At 72.8% G+C, this 18,043-nt stretch carries 16 protein-coding genes; 6 read left to right on the plus strand and 10 right to left on the minus strand.

The window, feature by feature from the left end; all coding sequences use genetic code 11:
- Positions 1 to 41: 41 nt before the first annotated feature.
- The 5 genes from V8J39_RS03820 to V8J39_RS03840 form a co-directional block, all read right to left on the minus strand.
- Positions 42 to 1,343 carry a replication-associated recombination protein A gene (locus tag V8J39_RS03820; RefSeq protein ID WP_336459531.1) on the minus strand — a complete coding sequence of 434 codons (1,302 nt, stop codon included), beginning with the start codon at positions 1,341 to 1,343 and terminating at the stop codon, positions 42 to 44.
- A 389-nt stretch (positions 1,344 to 1,732) separates the two neighbouring features.
- Entirely contained in the window at positions 1,733 to 3,385 is a 1,653-nt protein-coding gene (locus tag V8J39_RS03825; RefSeq protein ID WP_336459532.1) for a sensor histidine kinase, read from the minus strand.
- 7 nt (positions 3,386 to 3,392) lie between these two features.
- Positions 3,393 to 3,869, minus strand: coding sequence for a response regulator (locus V8J39_RS03830; RefSeq protein ID WP_336459533.1), 477 nt, complete (start codon positions 3,867 to 3,869; stop codon positions 3,393 to 3,395).
- The gene (locus V8J39_RS03835) at positions 3,866 to 6,712 is read right to left on the minus strand and encodes a sensor histidine kinase (RefSeq protein WP_336459534.1); all 2,847 of its coding nucleotides are present in this window, start codon (positions 6,710 to 6,712) and stop codon (positions 3,866 to 3,868) included. The genes V8J39_RS03830 and V8J39_RS03835 overlap by 4 nt, the downstream gene beginning before the upstream one ends.
- A gap of 3 nt (positions 6,713 to 6,715) precedes the next feature.
- On the minus strand, positions 6,716 to 7,417 hold the full coding sequence (locus V8J39_RS03840; RefSeq protein WP_336459535.1) for a response regulator: 702 nt from the start codon (positions 7,415 to 7,417) through the stop codon (positions 6,716 to 6,718).
- A 462-nt stretch (positions 7,418 to 7,879) separates the two neighbouring features.
- Between V8J39_RS03840 and V8J39_RS03845 the strand changes: the two genes are divergently transcribed.
- The gene (locus V8J39_RS03845) at positions 7,880 to 9,334 is read left to right on the plus strand and encodes a protein adenylyltransferase SelO (RefSeq protein WP_336459536.1); all 1,455 of its coding nucleotides are present in this window, start codon (positions 7,880 to 7,882) and stop codon (positions 9,332 to 9,334) included.
- Positions 9,335 to 9,592: 258 nt separating this feature from the next.
- Here the strand turns inward: V8J39_RS03845 and V8J39_RS03850 are convergent, their stop codons facing one another.
- Positions 9,593 to 10,285 carry a hypothetical protein gene (locus tag V8J39_RS03850; RefSeq protein WP_336459537.1) on the minus strand — a complete coding sequence of 231 codons (693 nt, stop codon included), beginning with the start codon at positions 10,283 to 10,285 and terminating at the stop codon, positions 9,593 to 9,595.
- A 145-nt stretch (positions 10,286 to 10,430) separates the two neighbouring features.
- On the opposite strand from V8J39_RS03850, the gene V8J39_RS03855 reads away from it, so the two are divergent.
- The 4 genes from V8J39_RS03855 (at position 10,431) to eno (ending at position 13,975) form a co-directional block, all read left to right on the plus strand.
- Positions 10,431 to 11,222 carry an endonuclease/exonuclease/phosphatase family protein gene (locus tag V8J39_RS03855; protein ID WP_336459538.1) on the plus strand — a complete coding sequence of 264 codons (792 nt, stop codon included), beginning with the start codon at positions 10,431 to 10,433 and terminating at the stop codon, positions 11,220 to 11,222.
- A 69-nt stretch (positions 11,223 to 11,291) separates the two neighbouring features.
- Positions 11,292 to 11,720: a Fur family transcriptional regulator gene (locus V8J39_RS03860; protein WP_336459539.1), complete on the plus strand. Its 429-nt coding sequence runs from the start codon at positions 11,292 to 11,294 to the stop codon at positions 11,718 to 11,720.
- A 34-nt stretch (positions 11,721 to 11,754) separates the two neighbouring features.
- Complete coding sequence (locus tag V8J39_RS03865) at positions 11,755 to 12,678, plus strand: DMT family transporter (protein ID WP_336459540.1); 924 nt, start codon at positions 11,755 to 11,757, stop codon at positions 12,676 to 12,678.
- Between the two features lie 19 nt (positions 12,679 to 12,697).
- Positions 12,698 to 13,975 (plus strand): phosphopyruvate hydratase, encoded by a 1,278-nt coding sequence (gene eno / locus V8J39_RS03870; protein ID WP_336459541.1) that lies wholly within the window; start codon positions 12,698 to 12,700, stop codon positions 13,973 to 13,975.
- Positions 13,976 to 14,032: 57 nt separating this feature from the next.
- Here the strand turns inward: eno and V8J39_RS03875 are convergent, their stop codons facing one another.
- Positions 14,033 to 15,139 (minus strand): NAD(P)/FAD-dependent oxidoreductase, encoded by a 1,107-nt coding sequence (locus V8J39_RS03875; RefSeq protein ID WP_336459542.1) that lies wholly within the window; start codon positions 15,137 to 15,139, stop codon positions 14,033 to 14,035.
- A 68-nt stretch (positions 15,140 to 15,207) separates the two neighbouring features.
- Here V8J39_RS03875 and V8J39_RS03880 point away from each other — a divergent pair, with 68 nt between their 5' ends.
- Positions 15,208 to 15,636: a cupin domain-containing protein gene (locus V8J39_RS03880; RefSeq protein ID WP_336459543.1), complete on the plus strand. Its 429-nt coding sequence runs from the start codon at positions 15,208 to 15,210 to the stop codon at positions 15,634 to 15,636.
- 171 nt (positions 15,637 to 15,807) lie between these two features.
- On the opposite strand, the gene phoB is transcribed toward V8J39_RS03880, so the two are convergent.
- From phoB to pstB, 3 genes are read right to left on the minus strand one after another with little or no spacing between them, the layout of a single operon-like run.
- Positions 15,808 to 16,497 (minus strand): phosphate regulon transcriptional regulator PhoB, encoded by a 690-nt coding sequence (gene phoB / locus V8J39_RS03885; RefSeq protein ID WP_336459544.1) that lies wholly within the window; start codon positions 16,495 to 16,497, stop codon positions 15,808 to 15,810.
- Position 16,498: 1 nt separating this feature from the next.
- The gene (gene phoU / locus V8J39_RS03890) at positions 16,499 to 17,224 is read right to left on the minus strand and encodes a phosphate signaling complex protein PhoU (protein ID WP_336459545.1); all 726 of its coding nucleotides are present in this window, start codon (positions 17,222 to 17,224) and stop codon (positions 16,499 to 16,501) included.
- 6 nt (positions 17,225 to 17,230) lie between these two features.
- On the minus strand, positions 17,231 to 18,028 hold the full coding sequence (gene pstB, locus V8J39_RS03895) for a phosphate ABC transporter ATP-binding protein PstB (RefSeq protein ID WP_336459546.1): 798 nt from the start codon (positions 18,026 to 18,028) through the stop codon (positions 17,231 to 17,233).
- Between the last annotated feature and the right edge of the window lie 15 nt (positions 18,029 to 18,043).

The raw sequence follows: 18,043 nt of genomic DNA on the forward strand, positions 1-18,043 counted from the left end.
ACCGGGATGCGGGCCCAAGGCCCGAGAGTCGGGCCCGGCGCTCAGAACCGGCGGACGGGCGGGCGGCCGGTGACCTCGTGCCAGAAGGCATCCGCCCGCCGTTCGAACGTGGCGCCGTCGCGGGCATCGCTCTGGTAGAGCGCCCCGCGCGCAAGGCCGGGGGCATAGTCCTGCTCGACCCAGCCGCGCGGATCGTCATGCGGGAAGCGGTAGCCGACATGGCCAAGCTTGGCCGCCCCCGCGTAATGGGCATCGCGCAGGTGCAGCGGCACCTGCACCGCCGCCTGCCCCCGCACCATCGCCAGCGCCGCGCCGATCCCGCGCGCCACCGCCCCCGATTTCGGCGCCCGCGCCACGTGCAGCGCGGCATGGGCCAGGATGATCTGCGCCTCGGGATAGCCGATGCGCTCCACGGCCTCGGCCGCCGCCACCGCCGTCTGCAGCGCGGTGTTGTCGGCCAGGCCCACGTCCTCGGAAGCATGGATCATGATCCGGCGGGCGATGAATCGCGGGTCCTCGCCGGCGTGGATCAGCACCGCCAGCCAGTAGAGCGTCGCATCCGGGTCCGAGCCGCGCATCGACTTCACGAAGGCCGAGGTCACGTCGTAATGGCGGTCGCCCGAGCGGTCGAAGCTGATCGCGGCGGCGGCGAAGACCTCGTCGATCGCGGCCCCGGTCAGCCGCACCGGCCCCGGCGGATGGCCGACGGCAAGGCTTTCCAGCGCCGTCAGCGCGCGCCGCGCATCGCCCCCCGACAGGGCGGCGATGCGCGCGCGCGCCTCGGGGTCGGCCACGACCTCGATCCCCTCGGCGGCCAGCCGCGCGATGCCGCGCGCCAGCACCTCGGCCATGTCCTCGGCCGACAGCGGTTCGAGCTTGAGCACCTGCGAGCGCGAGATCAGCGCCTTGGGGATCGCGTGGAACGGGTTCTCGGTGGTGGCGCCGATGAAATCCGCCGTGCCCTCCTCGCAGATGGTCAGAAGGTCGTCGGCCTGGGTCGCCGACAGGCGGTGCACCTCGTCGACGAACATCAGCACCGGGCGCATCCGCGCCTCGTCGGCGATGCGCCGGATGTCCTGCACCTTGATCCCGGCCGCGTGCAGCACCCGGAATTCCTTGCCCAGCATCGTGCCCACCGCCCGCGCGATCGAGGTCTTGCCGATGCCCGGCGGCCCGTAGAGCAGCAGGCTGCCCAGCGCGTTCGCCGCGATCCTGCGCCGCAGAAGCGAGCCGGGCGCGACCAGCGCGCGCTGGCCGATGACATCGTCGAGCGTCTCGGGGCGCAGCAGGTCGGCGAGCGGTCGGCGGCGGGGCGCGGGGGCGGCATCGAAGAGATCGGTCACGGCGGCGCGGGGCTCCTTCGGGGCGCGGGACGGCCCCCCTGCATAGCCCGGCGCGGCGGGGCGCCGCCAGCCCCGCAGGCCCGCCCCGCCCGGCCGTGCGGATGACTGTGCGCCCGGCTGATCGCGCGGCTGGTCATACGGCACGGCACGCTGTTGCGCGGGCCGCCTCCGGTTGGCGCTGTGTTGCCACCCTGGAAACCGCCGCCACCCGCCCGGGCCCGGCCACACGCGGGCTGCCCCGCTGCCGGCGCCCTGCCGCGCCCGCAGCCGGCCCGCGTCCGGGCCGGGATCGACGCCCGCCGGGATCGCGCCGAGCCGCGCGACCGGGCGCGCGATCGGACGCCGGCCACGGCCGGTCATCGCCGATCACGGTCACGCGCCGGGGGGCGTCACTCGGCCGCCGTCTCCTGCCCGACGACCGGCGCCGCCGGCAGGCGGATGTAGAAGATGGTTCCGCCGCCCTCGCGCGGCGCGCACCAGATCATGCCGCCATGGCGCTGCACCACGCGACGGCAGGTCGCAAGCCCCAGCCCGGTGCCGGGGCGCGCCTTGGTGGTGCCAAGCCGCACGAAGGGTTCGAAGATCCGCTCGGCCTGCGCCGCCGGCACGCCGAGCCCCTCGTCCTCGACCCCGACGAGCACCGTCGCGCCCTCGGTCCGCGCCCAGATCCGCACCGCGGGTGGCGCGTCGGCGGCGTATTTGATCGCGTTGGCGATCAGGTTCTGCAGCACCTGCGCCAGCGCCGGCGGATCGCAGGGCAGCGCGATGCCCGCGGTCTCGATCGCGATGGCGGCGCCGGATTCGGCAATCTCGCGCTGCAGCGCGGTCAGCGCGGCCTCGACGACGCCGGCCAGCGGCGCGCGGCGCATCTCGGCATCGTCGCGGTCAAGCCGGATGTGGGTGGCGAGGCTCTGCACGAGATCCGACATCTGCCGCGCCGATTTCACCAGAAGCGCCGCGGACTTCGCGATCGTCGCGCGGTCGGCGGTGCCGATATCCTCGATCAGCGTCTCGGCAAGGAAGCCCACCGCGCGGATCGGGGCGCGGAAGTCGTGCACCAGGACCTCGCAGAACCGCTCGAGCTCGCGCCGCTGCTGCTCGATCCGCCAGCGCAGGCGCGCCGTCTCGACCCCGCGGCGGGCGATGCGGATCAGCGCCTCTTCGGTCAGCGCGCGCTTGGCGACGTAATCGACGGCGCCGCGCTGGATCGCCGCGGTCGCCAGCTCCTCCGAGCCCTGGCCGGTCATCAGCACGATCGCCGCGCGCGGCCAGCGCCCGGTCAGCATCGCGATCCGGTCGAGCCCGTGGCGCCCCGGCAGCATATGGTCGAGCAGGATCAGGTCGAACCCGTCGTCGGTGTCGCAGATGCCGGGCCCCGCGATCGGTGTGCCCGGTGACGGTGCCGGTAACGGTTCCGGTAACGGTTCCGGCAGGGCATCCGTCGAGGGGTCCGCCGCCGCGCCGGGGATCGGACCCGCCGGCTGTCCCGCCCCGGGCGACGACCCCGCCTGCGCGGCGGCCGATGCCCCGGAGGCGGGCGGCGGCGCGGCCGTGCCGGTCCCGACGGCGCCGGCCGGCGGGCGGTCCGGCAGCACCGGCGGAGCGGTCGGCGCGGTCGGCCGTGACGGAGGCGCGTGGGGCTGCGCGACCCAACCCATGACTGCCCCCAGCCCCGAGCGCGCCCCCGACCCCGTGGCGGACCCCGGCCCAGCCGCCAGCGCGACCGTCCGGGGCCAGGGCGCCGCGCCATCCTCCGGCGGCGCCGATCCAACCGCCGCCGCGGCCGCCGATCCCGCCAGTGGCCGCACAGAGGACGGCGCAAAGGGCGGCGGGGCTGGCAGACTCGCGGTCGGCAGGCTCGCGGGCGGCAGGCCAGCGGGCGGCACGGGTGCGAAGGGCGGCGCGCTGTCCTGCGGCACCAGGCTCTCGGTATCGCCGAGTTCCGTCAGCACCGCCTCCGGCAGCGCGCGCGTGATCAGGCGGCGCAAGAGCTTGCGGTCGCCCAGGTCGTCCTCGACCACGAGGATGCGCAGCGCCTCCATCGCGCGCTCACCCGTCCCGCGCGGCCGGCCCGCGGGACAGCGACATGTCCGGCAGTTCGACGATGCGCCAGTAATGGTCGAGCGTCCCGATCAGGTCGAGAAAGTCGGTGCCGGCGGTCTGCTTCAGGATGTAGCCCGCGACGTGGTGGTCATAGGCCGCGGCGAGGTCACGTTCGTCGCGCGAGGTGGTGAGGATGAAGACCACGGCGCGGGCAAGCGCCGGATCGCCGCGCAGCGCGTCCAGAAGCTCGATCCCCGTCATCCGCGGCATCTTGATGTCGACCAGCAGCACATAGCTGTCGGGCGGGGTCCCGGTCTCGCCGCGCAGATAGGCCAGCGCCTCGACCCCGTCATGCACCCGCACGATCGGGTTGGCGATCCGCGCCCGGCTGAAGGCCCGGTGGATCGCCTTGGCGTCGCCATCGTCATCCTCGACCAGGATCAGGTTCAGCGGTGCCGGTCCATGGCTGACCTCGAGGCTCATGCAACCCTCCGTCGTCCCGGCGCGCCGGGCGGATCCGCCGGGGCCGTGCCGACCCCCGCGCCGTCCCCAGTGCCGCCTTCAGTGCCGCCTTCAGTGCCACCCGCCGCGCCATCCGCAGGCCCGGCATCTCCCGCCGTCTCCGCGGCGACCGGCGGCGCGGCCGTGCCGGCACCGACCGCCGTGCCCGGCGTCGCGCCGTCGCCGGCCGCCGCCGCATCGCCCCCGGGGGAGCCGGCGGCGGCCTGCGCGGCTTCCTCGCCGCGGATGCCGGCCCAGATCCGCGCCGCACTGCTGCGCGCCGCCCGCGGCCAGGTCACGGTGAAGCAGGTGCCGCGCCCGCCATCCGAGGCGAGCGCGATCTGCCCGCCCGCGGTCACGACATACTTGCGCACCATCGCCAGGCCCATGCCGCTGCCCTCGACCTGGTCGCGGGGGCGCAGGGTCTGGAACATCTCGAAGACCTTGTCGTGATAGGCCGGGGGAATGCCCGGGCCGTCGTCGGCCACGGTGAAGACGAAGCTCTCGGGCAGCTCGCGCACGGCCAGTCGCACCTGGCCCGTGGGCCGGTCGTGGTGCTTGACCGCGTTGCCGATCAGGTTGATCAGCACCGTGGCGATCGGCAGCCGCGGCAGCCGGATCGCGCCGAAGCCCGGCGCCACCTCGAGCGTGAAGCCCGGCGGCAGCGCGACCATCGCCCGCACGTCCTCGAGCAGTTCATCGCCCGAGACCTCGGCCACCCCGGACTGCACCCGGCCGATCCGCGAATGCTCGAGCAGCGCGTCGAGCAGCCGTTCCATCCGCGTGACCCGGCCGGTCATCAGGTCGAGCGTCTCGCGCGTGTCCTCGGTCAGATGCGCCTCGAGATCCTCCTCGAGCCAGCGCGCGGCATTGCCGATCACCCGCAGCGGCGCCTTCAGGTCATGCGAGGCGATGTAGGCGAACTGGTCGAGTTCCTCGTTCGAGCGCGCCAGCGCCGCGATCAGCCCGTCGCGCTGCGCCTCGAGCGCGCGGCGCTGGGTCACGTCCTCGATGATGCCGAGGTAGTGGCGCGACCCGTCGTAATCGGCGCGGCTGACCACGACCTCGACCGGGAAGCGACTGCCGTCGCGGCGCATCCCCTCGAGCCCGGCCTCGGGCGCGATGCGCAGCGCATCGGCCCCGACCCGCGCCGCGGCAAGGTGGTGGTCGTGGCGCGCGGCGGCCTCGTGCGGCATGAGCGCGGTGAGCGGCCTGCCCTTGAGCGCAGCGCAGTCGTAGCCGAACATCGCGGCACCGGCGAGGTTGACGGTTTCGATCACGCCGGCGCCGTCGACCATGACGATCCCGACCGGGGCGCAGTCGAAGATCGCTCGCAGCCGCGCCGCGTCGCGTTTGGACCCGAGGGTGAGCGCGGCGAAGCCGCGGGCGATGGTGCCGATCTCGTCGGCACCGGCGACGAGCCGGGCCATCGTCGCGGGCGCCGAGTCGCGGGTGCTGCGCCCCTCGACGAAGGCGCGCATCGCCACCAGCGGGCGCGTCAGCCACAGGGCCGCCGCCCAGGCCATCCCCACCGCCGCGAGGATCAATGCGGCGGCGACGCCGTCCTGGCGCCAGCGCGCGGTCGAGAACATCGCCGCCATCACGTCGCCCGGCACCGTGGCCACCAGCTTCACCCCCGGGGCGCCGGCCCCGAGCGGCGCCTGCACCATCAGCGGCAGCGGCTTCGGCGGCGTGCCGGGCGGCGGCGTCAGGTCGGCCACCTCGCCGGCCGTGTCGAGCAGGCGATAGCGGGTGCCGCCGCCAAGCCCGCGGATCCCGGCCCCGGCGGAGAGCGCCGCGACCGGGAGCATGGCGACGACCGCCCCCAGAAGCGTGCCGTCGGTGCCATGGACCGCGGACAGCAGCTGCAGCACCGGCGTGCCGTCCGGCCCGGCCCGGCCCACGATCGCCGCCTGCCGGGTCAGGCCGAGTTCGAAGCCGCGCAGCCGCACCACGAGCGGCGTCGCCGGCGGCGCGCTGCCCCGCGCGCCGGCCCGAGGCGCGCCATCGGCGAGCGCACCGGTGGGCAGCGCGTCCAGTGCGACCGCGCCGGGCGGCAGCGGCGCGGCCTCTGCTGCGCGAGCGACCCGGTGCCAGCCGCCCTGAACCGAATAGAGCGTCACCCCCTCGGGCAGGTCCGGTGCCGGCCCTGCGGGTGCGGCGGCATTCGATCCGGTGGCATCCGCCATGGCGGTGTCCGCGGTGTCCTTTTCGGCAGCATCCGGCCCGGCAACAAACGGCCCGGAATCGGACAGCCCGGAAGCGGACAGCCCGGAAGCGGACGGGCCCGAGAGGAGCGGACCGGCAAGCGATGGGCCGGTTGGCGCGGCATCGGCGGGGGATGCATTGGCGAGTCTTGGCGCCGCCGGGGCGCCGGGGCCCGGCGCGGGCGGCAGCGCCGCGGTGGAGGCCGCCGCGGCCGGTCCGGCCGAGGTCTCCGCCGGCGACGCCGTCACGGGTTCGGTCACGGGCGCGGGCGCGGTCACGGGCGCACCCGCCGGGGCCGCCGCGGGAGACACCACGGGCGACGGCGCGCCGGCTGTCGTTGCGGGCGCAGGTGTGACCAGGCCGGGCGTGAGGGCGGCCCGCGTTTCCGGCGCCTGCGCCAGCGCCTCGATCCTCGCGCGCGGCGCGGTGAGCTGGGCGTCGAGGCGCTGGGCATCCTGCCGGACCGAGTCATGGATCTGGCGGCTGACCGAGGCGGCCACCCGGTGCCCGCCATCGCCGAGATAGAGCAGGATCGCCAGCACGGCGCTCAGGCTCGACAGCGCGACCAGCGCCACCAAGAGCCGCAGCCGCAACGAGGCGAGGCGGGCCCGGACCATCGTTCAGCCCCGCGCCGCCGGCCGCCCGGGCTCGACCGCGTCCAGCGCCAGCGTGGTCACGTCGTCGATCAGCACGGTGATGTCGCGCGCCCCGGCCTCGAGCTGGGTCAGCGTCACCCGCAGCCCGGGATCGAGGTCCTCGTGCCGCTTGGCATGGGCGATCTCGCGCCGCAGGCCGCTGAGGACCGCCCGCACCTCGGGGCCGCAGGACTGCGCGAACCGCTTCACCCGCCGCTCGAGCGTGGTGCGCAGCATCTCGGTCCGGCTGGCGGCGGTCAGCAGGATCCGCCGCTCGATCGCCTGGGCCACGGCACGCTGAAGCGTGGGAATGCTCAGCTCCTCCTTGACCAGATAGTCGGCGCAGCCGAGCCGCATCGCCTCGACCGCGGTCTGGTGGCCGGTGACGCTGGTCACCATGATCGCCAGCGCCTCGGACTGGTCGGCGTGGCTGTTGAGCAGCGCCAGCGCCTCGATCCCGGTGGCGCCGCCGAGATTGAAGTCGATGAACACGACATCGTAGACCTGCGTGTCGAGGCGCGCGCGGAATTCCTGCAGGGTGGCGGCCTCGTCGATGTCGAACTGGTATCCGGCCTTGGTGCAGAGCCGGCGCAGCCGGAGGATGTCGACCTCGTTGTCGTCGAGGATCAGGACGTTGAGCGGCGGGATCTCGGCCTCGTGGCCGGGTCGATGCAGTCTGGTATCCATCGGCTCCTCACCAGATCGGGGTCCCGGGGCCGTGCGGGGCCGGGGACGAACACGCGCCCGCGAAACGGGCAAACGAACACTCGCGCAGTCACAGTCGCAGGCAGCAATTCGGCAGGGCGGATTTCGGACGCCCAGATTTCGGGGGCCCGGATTTCAGGGGCCCGGAGTTCGGAGGCCCGGATTTCGGAGGGCCACGCTTCGGAGCGCCAGGTTTCAGACGATCACAGGTCGGATGGCCGCATTTTGGCAGGCCACGGTTCGGCGGGGCACATTCCGGCAGTTTCGTTCCGAGCGGTTCGGCGCCGCGGCGGATTGGGGGCAGGATCGGGGCGAATTGCGAAAATTTCGTCAACCTATGATGGATTTTTCGCTGGCGTCGCGCCCGGTTTTGCGCCTGCGACCACCGCGGGACCGGCGCCGCGCCGCCTTTACGCCCGCCACCGGCGCGACCATATTGGGCGCATGACCCTGCACATCCCCTTCGACAATTCCTACGCCCGCCTGCCGGGCCGGTTCTTCGCCCGCCAGGCCCCCGTCTCGGTCGCGGCCCCGGGCCCGATCGCGGTGAACGCGCCGCTTGCGCGCGCGCTCGGCCTCGACCCCGCGGCGCTGGCCGGGGCCGAGGGCGTCGCGATGGTGGCGGGCAACCTCGTGCCCGAGGGCGCCGAGCCGCTGGCGCAGGCCTATGCCGGGCACCAGTTCGGCGGCTGGAACCCGCAGCTGGGCGACGGGCGGGCGATGCTTCTGGGCGAGATCGTCGCGCCCGCGGGCAGCCCCCTGGCCGGGCGGCGGGTCGACCTGCAGCTGAAGGGGTCGGGGCCGACGCCGTTCTCGCGCCGTGGCGACGGGCGCGCCTGGGTCGGGCCGGTGCTGCGCGAATACCTGGTGTCCGAGGCGATGGCCGCGCTGGGCGTGCCGACGACGCGCGCGCTGGCGGCCGCGACGACGGGCGAGGCGGTGATCCGCGACGGCCGCGCCCTGCCCGGCGCCGTGCTGCTGCGCGTGGCCGCGAGCCACATCCGCGTCGGCACCTTCCAGTTCTTCCATTCCCGCCGCGATCTCGAGGCGCTGGAGCTGCTGGCGGGCCATGTCCGCGCGCGCCACTATCCGGGCGCCGAGGGGCCGCGGGGGCTTCTGGACGCGGTGATCGCGGCGCAGGCCGCGCTTGTCGCGCAATGGATGGCGCTGGGCTTCATCCACGGGGTGATGAACACCGACAACATGGCCGTCTCGGGCGAGACCATCGATTACGGCCCCTGCGCCTTCATGGACGGCTATCATCCCCAGACGGTGTTCTCGTCGATCGACAGCCACGGGCGCTATGCCTATGCCAACCAGCCGCAGATCGCGGTCTGGAACCTTGCGCAGCTGGCGACCTGCCTGCTGCCGCTCTGGGGCACCGAGGAGGCGGTCGCGGTCGAGGAGGCGACGGCCTCGGTCCATGCCTTCGCCGATCTCTACCAGGCCCAGTGGCTGGCGCGGTTCCGCGCCAAGCTGGGGCTGGTGCGCGGCGAGGACGACGACCTGGAGCTGATCGAGGCGCTGCTGTCGCTGATGGCGGCGGACCGGGCCGATTTCACCCGGGTGTTCCGCGGGCTGGCCGAGGGCACGGCGCGCGACGAGTTCCTCGACCGCGCGGGTTTCGATGCCTGGGCCGCGCGCTGGCAGGCGCGGCTGGCGCGCGAGGCCGAGGGCGGTGCTAGGGCCGCGGCGGTGATGCGGGCGGCCAACCCCGCGATCATCCCGCGCAACCACCGGGTCGAAGAGGCGATCGCGGCGGCGGTCGAGGGCGACCTCGGGCCGTTCCGGGCGCTGGGCGCGGCGCTGGCCGATCCCTTCGGCGCGGTGCCCGCCAGCCCCTACCGCGGCGCGCCGCTCGAGGATCAGCGGGTGCTGCGGACCTTCTGCGGCACCTGAGGCGGGCGGCGGCGGCCGTGCTGCCGGGGCGCGGGGACGGCGAGTGCACGGGCCCGGGCGGGGAACGGGGGGCGCGGCCCCCTCAAGAGATGAAGAACGGGGGGTGCTGCCCCCCCAAAGATTAAGAACGGGGGGCGCTGCCCCGCCAAAGATTAAGAACGGGGGGCGCTGCCCCGCCAAAGATTAAGAACGGGGGGCGCTGCCCCCCGGGAGCTGCGCTCCTCCCCCCGGGATATTTGGGCAAAGTCGAGGAGAGGCTCAGCCCTCGGGGCCGCGGTTGCGGCGGCGGCTGCCGCGCAGGCGGCGGAAGCGGGCGCGGTTCATCATCACGAAATCGCCCAGCACCTCGGTGAAGCCGCCAAGCTCTTGCCCGCGCAGGAACAGGTAGCCGCAGAGCGCCCCGAAGGCGCCGCCGATCACGTCGACGATCAGGTCGCCCATCGTGTCGGGAAGTCCCGATTTCTGCATGTTCAGCCCGAAGAGCTGGTCCATGCCGAATTCGAAGATCTCCCAGACCGCGCCGATCGTGACCGCGACGCAGAAGGCGATCAGCGCCATCGCCCAGGCCGGCGCGGCATAGCGGTCGCCCTCGAACAGCAGGAAGACGAAGAGAAAGCCCATCAGCCCGAAGCCGATCGCCGAGCCGCCGTGCATCACCACGTCCCACCAGGGGTAGCGGTGATAGAAGTCGAAGGCCTCGCCCAGGAAGATCGTCGCGTAGACGAAGCCGACGATGCCGACGATGAAGGGCATCGGCAGCCGCATCCCCAGCCGCGCGACCAGCACCAGCGGCACCAGCGAGGCGCCGAAGGTCGCCAGCGCGACGAAGGCGAGCGACCACTGCCCCTCCCAGACCGCGAAACCCACCGCGAGCCACAGGCTGATCCAGATCGCCTGCACCGCATAGGGCTGCGCCCGGAACGCCCGCCCCGCCCATGTCAATCGTCGCATCCGTCCTCCTGCGCCTGTGCCGCCGCCCGCCGCGGCTGGGGCCCGCCGCGGTCCCGCCGCGGCCTGGACGGCCGGCGGCGGATTTCGGCGACATCCCCGTGCCAACGGCGCTTTTCCGCGATCGTTCCACGCCTATATTCGCCCCATGCAGATCCGTCTCGCCAGCTACAATATCCGCAAGTGCCTCGGGATGGACCGCCGCCGGCTGCCCGCGCGCACGCTCGACGTGGTCAACGCGCTGTCGGCCGACATCGTCGCGCTGCAGGAGGTCGACCGCCGCCGCGCGCCGCGCCCCTTCGCGCTGCCGCCCGAGCTGATCGCCGCCGAGACCCACCTGCGCCCGGTCGAGATCGCGCCCAATCCCGAGAGCCTCGGCTGGCACGGCCAGTCGATCCTGCTGCGCCGCGGCCTGCGGGCGGTGGCGGTCGACCGCATCGACCTGCCCTCGCTCGAGCCGCGCGGCGCGATCGCGGTCGAGGTCGAGGGCGAGGACGGCGCGACCTTCCGCGTCGTCACCGTGCACCTGGCGCTGATGCGGCACTGGCGGCGGCGGCAGCTGGCGGCGCTGAGCCTGCGCCTGGCCGGGGCGCCGCCGATGCCGACCGCGATCCTGGGCGATTTCAACGAATGGTCGACGCGCGGCGGGCTCGAGCCGCTGCAGGCCGGGTTCCGCATCCACGCCCCCGGCCGCAGCTTTCCCGCGCGCCAGCCGATGGGGCGGCTCGACCGGGTGGCGCTGTCGGACGGCGTGCAGCTGATCCACGCGGGCGTGCTGGACACGCCGGTGTCGCGCCTGGCCTCGGACCACCTGCCGATCTGGGCCGACGTGAAGCTGGATGTGAGGCCGGGCGTCACGCCGGATGCGACGGGGGGCGTGACGGGGCGCGTCACGGGGCGCGTGATGGGGGCGATGGCGCCGGGCGGCGCGTCCGGCTGACCCTTTCGCGGCGGACGCGAAGCGGCTAAACCCAAGCTGTGGCCGCGACGGAACGGGAATGAGCGCAACATGTCAGAGGATGCCGCCGGGCTGTCGATCATCGCGCGCTGCGAGGCCGCGGGCCTGCGGCTGACCGAACAGCGCCGCATCGTCGCCCGCGTGATCGAGCAGTCCGACGACCACCCCGATGCCGAGGTGCTTTATGCCCGCGCCTGCGCGCTCGACCCGCGGATCTCGCTGGCCACGGTCTATCGCACGGTGAAGCTGTTCCAGGAACGCGGCATCCTCGACCGGCTCGACTTCGGCGACGGCCGCGCCCGGTTCGAGGATTCGACGCGCGAGCATCACGACCACCTGATCGACATCAACACCGGCAAGGTCATCGAATTCGTCGACCCCGAGATCGAGGCCCTGCAGGAGAAGATCGCCCGCAAGCTGGGCTACACGCTCACCGGCCACCGGATGGAGCTGTACGGCGTGCCGCTGAAGCGGCGCTGAACCCCACCCATCCGACGCCTGTCACGGACACATCATGGAAAACCTGCGCGGCATCCTGTTCATGGTGGCCTCGATGGCCGCCTTCGCGATCGAGGATGCCTTCCTGAAGGCCGCCGCCGCCGACCTGCCGGTGGGCCAGCTGATCTTCGTCAACTGCGCCTTCGGCACGGTGATCTTCGGCGCGATCGCCCGCGCGCAGGGCCACGCGCTGTTCGCGCGCGGCGCCTGGGGCGGGATGGCGCTGGTGCGCAACCTGTCGGAAATGTTCTCGACGCTGGGCTATGTCACGGCGCTGGCGCTGATCCCGCTGTCGCTGGCCGCCGCGATCATCCAGGCCTCGCCGATCCTGCTCACCCTCGCCGCGGCGCTGTTTCTGGGCGAGACGGTGGGGTGGCGGCGCTGGGCGGCGGTGGTCGTGGGGGTGATCGGCGTCTGGGTGATCCTGCGCCCGGGCGCCGAGGGCTTCGATCCCGACGCGCTCTGGGCGGTGGCGAGCGTCCTGGGCCTGACCCTGCGCGAGATCGCCACGCGCCGCGTCGCGGCCTCGGTCGGGGGGATGCAGCTTGCGTTCTCGGCCTGCGTGATGCTGACCGGCCTCGGGGTGGCGATGATGGCGGTCGAGGGCGGACCGGTGATGCCCGACGCGGGCGGCGCGGGGCTGCTGGCCGGGGTCGTGATCTTCGGCACGCTCGGCTATGGCGCGGTGATCGCGGCCGCGCGCACCGGCGAGATCGCGGTCGTCACCCCGTTCCGCTACACCCGGCTGCTGTTCGCGCTGATCATCGGCGCCGCGATCTTCGCCGAACGCCCCGACGCCGCCACGCTGACCGGCGCCGGGCTGATCATCGGATCGGGGCTCTACACGCTCGCCCGAGAGCGCAAGCGCCGGAAACTGCTTGCGCAAACAGCCATTCCCACCACTTCCCCTGCCGCGCCGGTCAGGCTAGACAACCCCTGACCCTTACGGAGGACGGCCCATGAGCACGATCATCGACATCCACGCCCGCGAGATCCTCGACAGCCGCGGCAACCCGACCGTCGAAGTCGACGTCACGCTGGAGGACGGCACGATGGGCCGCGCCGCCGTCCCCTCGGGCGCCTCGACCGGCGCCCACGAGGCGGTGGAGAAGCGCGACGGCGACAAGAGCCGCTATCTCGGCAAGGGCGTGCTGGAAGCCGTCGAGGCGGTGAACGGCGAGATCGCCGAGAACCTGGTGGGCGAGGACGCGACCGAGCAGGTGGCGATCGACCGCATGATGATCGAGCTTGACGGCACCCCGAACAAGGGCCGCCTCGGCGCCAACGCGATCCTGGGCGTTTCGCTCGCCGTGGCCAAGGCCGCCGCCGACTTCACCAACCAGCCGCTTTACCGCTATGTCGGCGGCACCGCGGCCCGCATCCTGCCGGTGCCGATGATGAACATCATCAACGGCGGCGAACATGCCGACAACCCGATCGACATCCAGGAATTCATGATCATGCCGGTCGCGGCGGAGAACATCCGCGACGCCGTGCGCATGGGGTCGGAAGTGTTCCACACGCTGAAGAAGGAACTCTCGGCCGCGGGCCTGTCGACCGGCATCGGCGACGAGGGCGGCTTCGCGCCGAACATCTCCTCGACCCGCGCCGCGCTCGACTTCATCCTCAAGGCGATCGAGAAGGCCGGCTATGCCCCGGGCGAGGACATCTACCTCGCGCTCGACTGCGCCTCGACCGAGTACTTCAAGGGCGGCAAGTACGAGATGAAGGGCGAGGGCCTGTCGCTGACGGCGGCGGAAAACGTCGACTACCTGGCCAAGCTCTGCGCCGACTACCCGATCATCTCGATCGAGGACGGCTGCGCCGAGGATGACTGGGATGGCTGGAAGCTCCTGACCGACACGATCGGCGACAAGGTGCAGCTGGTGGGCGACGACCTGTTCGTGACCAACCCCAAGCGCCTGGCCGAGGGCATCCACCGCGGCGTCGCGAACTCGATGCTGGTCAAGGTCAACCAGATCGGCTCGCTGACCGAGACGCTGCAGGCCGTCGACATGGCCCACCGCGCCCGCTACACCAACGTCATGTCCCACCGCTCGGGCGAGACCGAGGACGCGACCATCGCCGACCTCGCCGTCGCCACGAACTGCGGCCAGATCAAGACCGGGTCGCTGGCGCGCTCGGACCGGCTCGCGAAGTACAACCAGCTGATCCGCATCGAGGAAATGCTGGGCGAGACCGCCGAGTACATGGGCCGCGGCATCCTGAAGGCCTGAGCCGTCCCGTCATCCCGGAAAGGGGCGCCCCGGCGGCGCCCCTTTTTCATGGCCGCCTCAGGCGAAGCGGTCGGCGCGATAGGGCGCCAGCAGCGGGTCGCGCACCCCCCCGAGGATCTCGGCGGCCAGCATCTCGGCCAGCACCGGCGCCAGCGTGACGCCCGAATGGGTGCAGGCCACCGACAGGCCCGGCGCGATCTCGCCCACCGCCGGATAGCCGTCGGCCGGCATCGGCCGGATCCCCAGCATCGCGGCCAGCGGCACGACCGGCACCCCGGGCAGCAGCGCGCGCAGCGCGTCTAGCAGCAGCCCGGTCAGCGCGGCCGGATCCTCGGTGATCAGCCGCGCGTTCGGCCCCTCGCCGAAGAACACCTCGCCCGCGACCAGCCGCCCGTCCGGCTCCTGCCGGACATGGACATCGGGCGACAGCAGGATGTGCGACAGCACCGGCGCCACCGGCTGGCAGTGCAGGATGAACCCGGGGCGGTTGTCCATCGGCAGCGCCAGCCCCTCGGGTGCCAGCAGCGCGCCCGTGGCCGTGCCGGCGGCCAGCAGCAGGTGATCGGCCTCGAACCGGCCAAAGCCGGTCTCGACGCCCGTGACGCGGCCGCCGCGCTGCACCAGCCGTTCGACCCGGGCGCCGATCATCACCCGCGCGCCCCGCGCGGCCGCGGCCGACAGCAGCCGCCGCGCCGCGATCCGCGCGTCGACCGCCGTCTCCTCGGTGGTCAGCAGCGCCTCGGCGGGCGGCGCGGCCAGCGCGGGCTCCAGCGCCGCGATCTCGTCGCGCCCGATCACCCGGGCGCCGTACTCCCCGAACCGGGTCACCGCCGCCTGCTCGTCCGCCGCGCGCCAGTCGCCGCGCTGCCAGCTGATCGCGCCCCGTGCCGTCAGTCCAAGGCCCTGGCCCAATCCCTGCCCCGCGCCCGCGCCGCCGATCTGCCGGTCGAGCCGCCGCCAGGCCGCGATCGCGGCCTGGCGCAGCGCGAAATAGGCGGGCGTCGCCGGCGCATTGGCATTGATCCAGCCGAAGGACCGCGCCGAGGTGCCGCTGCCCGGCGGCGCGCCATCCAGCACCACGACCTCGGCCCCCGTCTCGGCCAGCCGCAAGGCGCTGGCCGCGCCGATGATGCCGGCACCGATGACGAGGATTTTCAGTGGCATGCCCGGCGCTCCTTCGCGATGATGGCCCAGACTGCCGCGCTGCGGCGCCGAACGGAAGGCCGGAAACGATGCGTGACGACGCCCGCGCCCTGATCGCCGCGCTCGACCTCGCGCCCCATCCCGAGGGCGGCTGGTACCGCGAGACCTGGCGCGCCGAGGCCGCCCCCGGCGCCCGCGCCGCCGGCACCGCGATCCTGTTCCTGCTGATGGCGGGCGAGCGCAGCCACTGGCACCGGGTCGACGCCTCCGAGGTCTGGCTCTGGCACCGCGGCGCGCCGCTCGCGCTCTCGGTCGCCGAGACCGCGGCCGGCCCCGCCCTCACCCGCCGGCTCGGCCCCGACGTGATCGCGGGCGAGGCGCCGCAGCTCGTCGTGCCCGCGACCCACTGGCAGGCGGCGGCGACGACGGGCGCCTTCACCCTCGTCTCCTGCGTCGTCGCCCCCGGCTTCGACTTCGCCGGCTTCGAGCTCGCCCCCGCCGGCTTCGACATCCCCTGACAGCCGAAGGGCGCAGCCCCTGCGCCGCGCCCCTCCTCGACTTTGCTGAAATATCCCGGGGGGAGGAGCGGCACGCTCCCGGGGGGCAGCGCCCCCCGTCCCCGCTCACCATCCCCGCTCACGGTCCCGAGGCCGACCGGACCTGTCGCGCCGCCCGACCGCCGCCCGGGCTCAGCCCAGCGCGTAGCCCGCGCCGCGCACGGTCCGGATCGGGTCCTCGCCGCCATGCTGCGACAGCGCCTTGCGCAGCCGGCCGATATGGACGTCGACGGTGCGGGTGTCGACGTAGATGTCGCGGCCCCAGACCCGGTCCAGCAGCTGCTCGCGGCTCCAGACCCGGCCCGGCTTCTCCATGAAGGTCGAGAGCAGCCGGAACTCGGTCGGCCCGAGCTTGAGCGTGTTCTCGCCGCGATAGACGCGGTGGCTTTCGGCATCCAGCCGGATGTCCTCGAATTCCAGCGTCTCGCCCTGCGTCGCGGGCCGGGTGCGGCGCAGCTGGGTGCGCACCCGCGCCATCAGCTCGTTCACCGAATAGGGCTTGATGACATAGTCGTCGGCGCCGATCTCGAGGCCGCGGACCCGGTCGCCCTCTTCGGAGCGGGCCGAGAGCATGATGATCGGCACGTTGCGCGTCTCGGTGCGCGACTTCAGCCGCCGGCAGACCTCGATCCCCGAGACGTTGGGCAGCATCCAGTCCAGCACGATCAGGTCCGGCGTCTCCTCGGCGACCAGCAGCAGCGCCTCCTCGCCGTTCTCGGCCATCGCGACCCGGAAGCCCTCGGCCTCGAGGTTGTAGGCCAGCACCTCGCGCTGGGCGGGTTCGTCCTCGACGACGAGGACCGAAGGGGTGTCGGCGGACATCTCAGTCCTCCCCGGCGCCCAGGTCGGCGGGCATCACGCTCTCGCCCTTGGGACGGGTGTCCCCGGGCAGCGAGCCGGTGACGAGGTAGATCACCTGCTCGGCGATGCCGGTCGCGTGATCGCCCATCCGCTCGATGTTCTTGGCGATGAAGTGCAGGTGCATGCAGGCGGTGATGTTGCGCGGGTCCTCCATCATGTAGGTGAGGAACTCACGGAACAGCGCGTTGTACATCTGGTCGATGTCCTTGTCGCGCGACCGCACGTCCTGCGCCAGCTGCACGTCGCGCTGGATGTAGCTGTCGAGCGCATCCTTCAGCAGCACCTCGACCGATTTCGACATCCGCCGCAGCGCGCCCGCCGCGCCCGGCACGTTGGTCATCTGCGCCAGCACGTCCGAGCGCTTGGCCATGTTCTTGCAATAGTCGCCGACCCGTTCCAGCGCCGCGGCGATCTTGATCACCGACAGCGCCGTGCGCAGGTCCGAGGCCTGCGGCGCCCGCAGCGCGATCAGGCGCGCGGCCTCCTCGTTCACCTTCAGCTCCATCTCGTCGATGGCGCGGTCGGCGCGGCGGACCTTCTCGGCCAGCTCGGGGTCGCGGGTCTCGAGCGCGAGGGCGGCATCGAGGATCTGCGCCTCGACCAGCCCGCCCATCTTCATGATCATCGCCTGCACGCCCTCGAGATCCCGGTCGAAGGCCGAGGCGATATGCTGTTTCATCGTGCTCATGTCAGGTCACCCGATCCGGCCGGTGATGTAGCTTTCCGTGCGGGGGTCGCGCGGATTGGTGAAGATCATCCCCGTCTCGCCGTATTCGACGAGGTTGCCGAGGTGGAAGAAGGCGGTGCGCTGGCTGACGCGCGCGGCCTGCTGCATCGAGTGGGTGACGATCACCACCGAATAGTTGGCGCGCAGCTCGTCGATCAGCTCCTCGACCTGGGCGGTCGCGATCGGGTCGAGCGCCGAGCAGGGCTCGTCCATCAGCAGCACCTCGGGGCTGGTCGCGACGGCGCGGGCGATGCACAGGCGCTGCTGCTGCCCGCCCGAAAGGCCGGTGCCGGGCTTGTCGAGCCGGTCCTTGACCTCGTTCCACAGCGCGGCCGAGCGCAGCGAGCGTTCGACGACCTCGTCAAGCTCGGCCTTGTTGCGGCACAGCCCGTGGATCTTCGGGCCATAGGCCACGTTGTCGTAGATCGACTTCGGGAACGGGTTCGGCTTCTGGAACACCATGCCGACCTTGGCGCGCAGCTGCACCGGGTCGACACGCTTGTCATAGATGTTCTCGCCGTCCAGCAGGATGTTGCCCTCGACCCGGCACGAGGCGATCGTGTCGTTCATCCGGTTGAGGGTGCGCAGGAAGGTCGACTTGCCGCAGCCCGAGGGGCCGATGAAGGCCGTGACGGTCTTGTCGAGGATGTCGACATCGACATCCTTGATGGCATGGGCGTCGCCGTAGAAGACCTGGACCTTCTCGGCCCGGATCTTGATGTCGGAAGCGGTCACGTCTCTCTCCACGAGTCTCATGTCGTTCATGGTGGGGCTCCTCCC

This window comes from Frigidibacter sp. MR17.24, assembly GCF_037095655.1.
In the GTDB taxonomy this organism is placed as follows: Bacteria; Pseudomonadota; Alphaproteobacteria; order Rhodobacterales; family Rhodobacteraceae; genus Frigidibacter.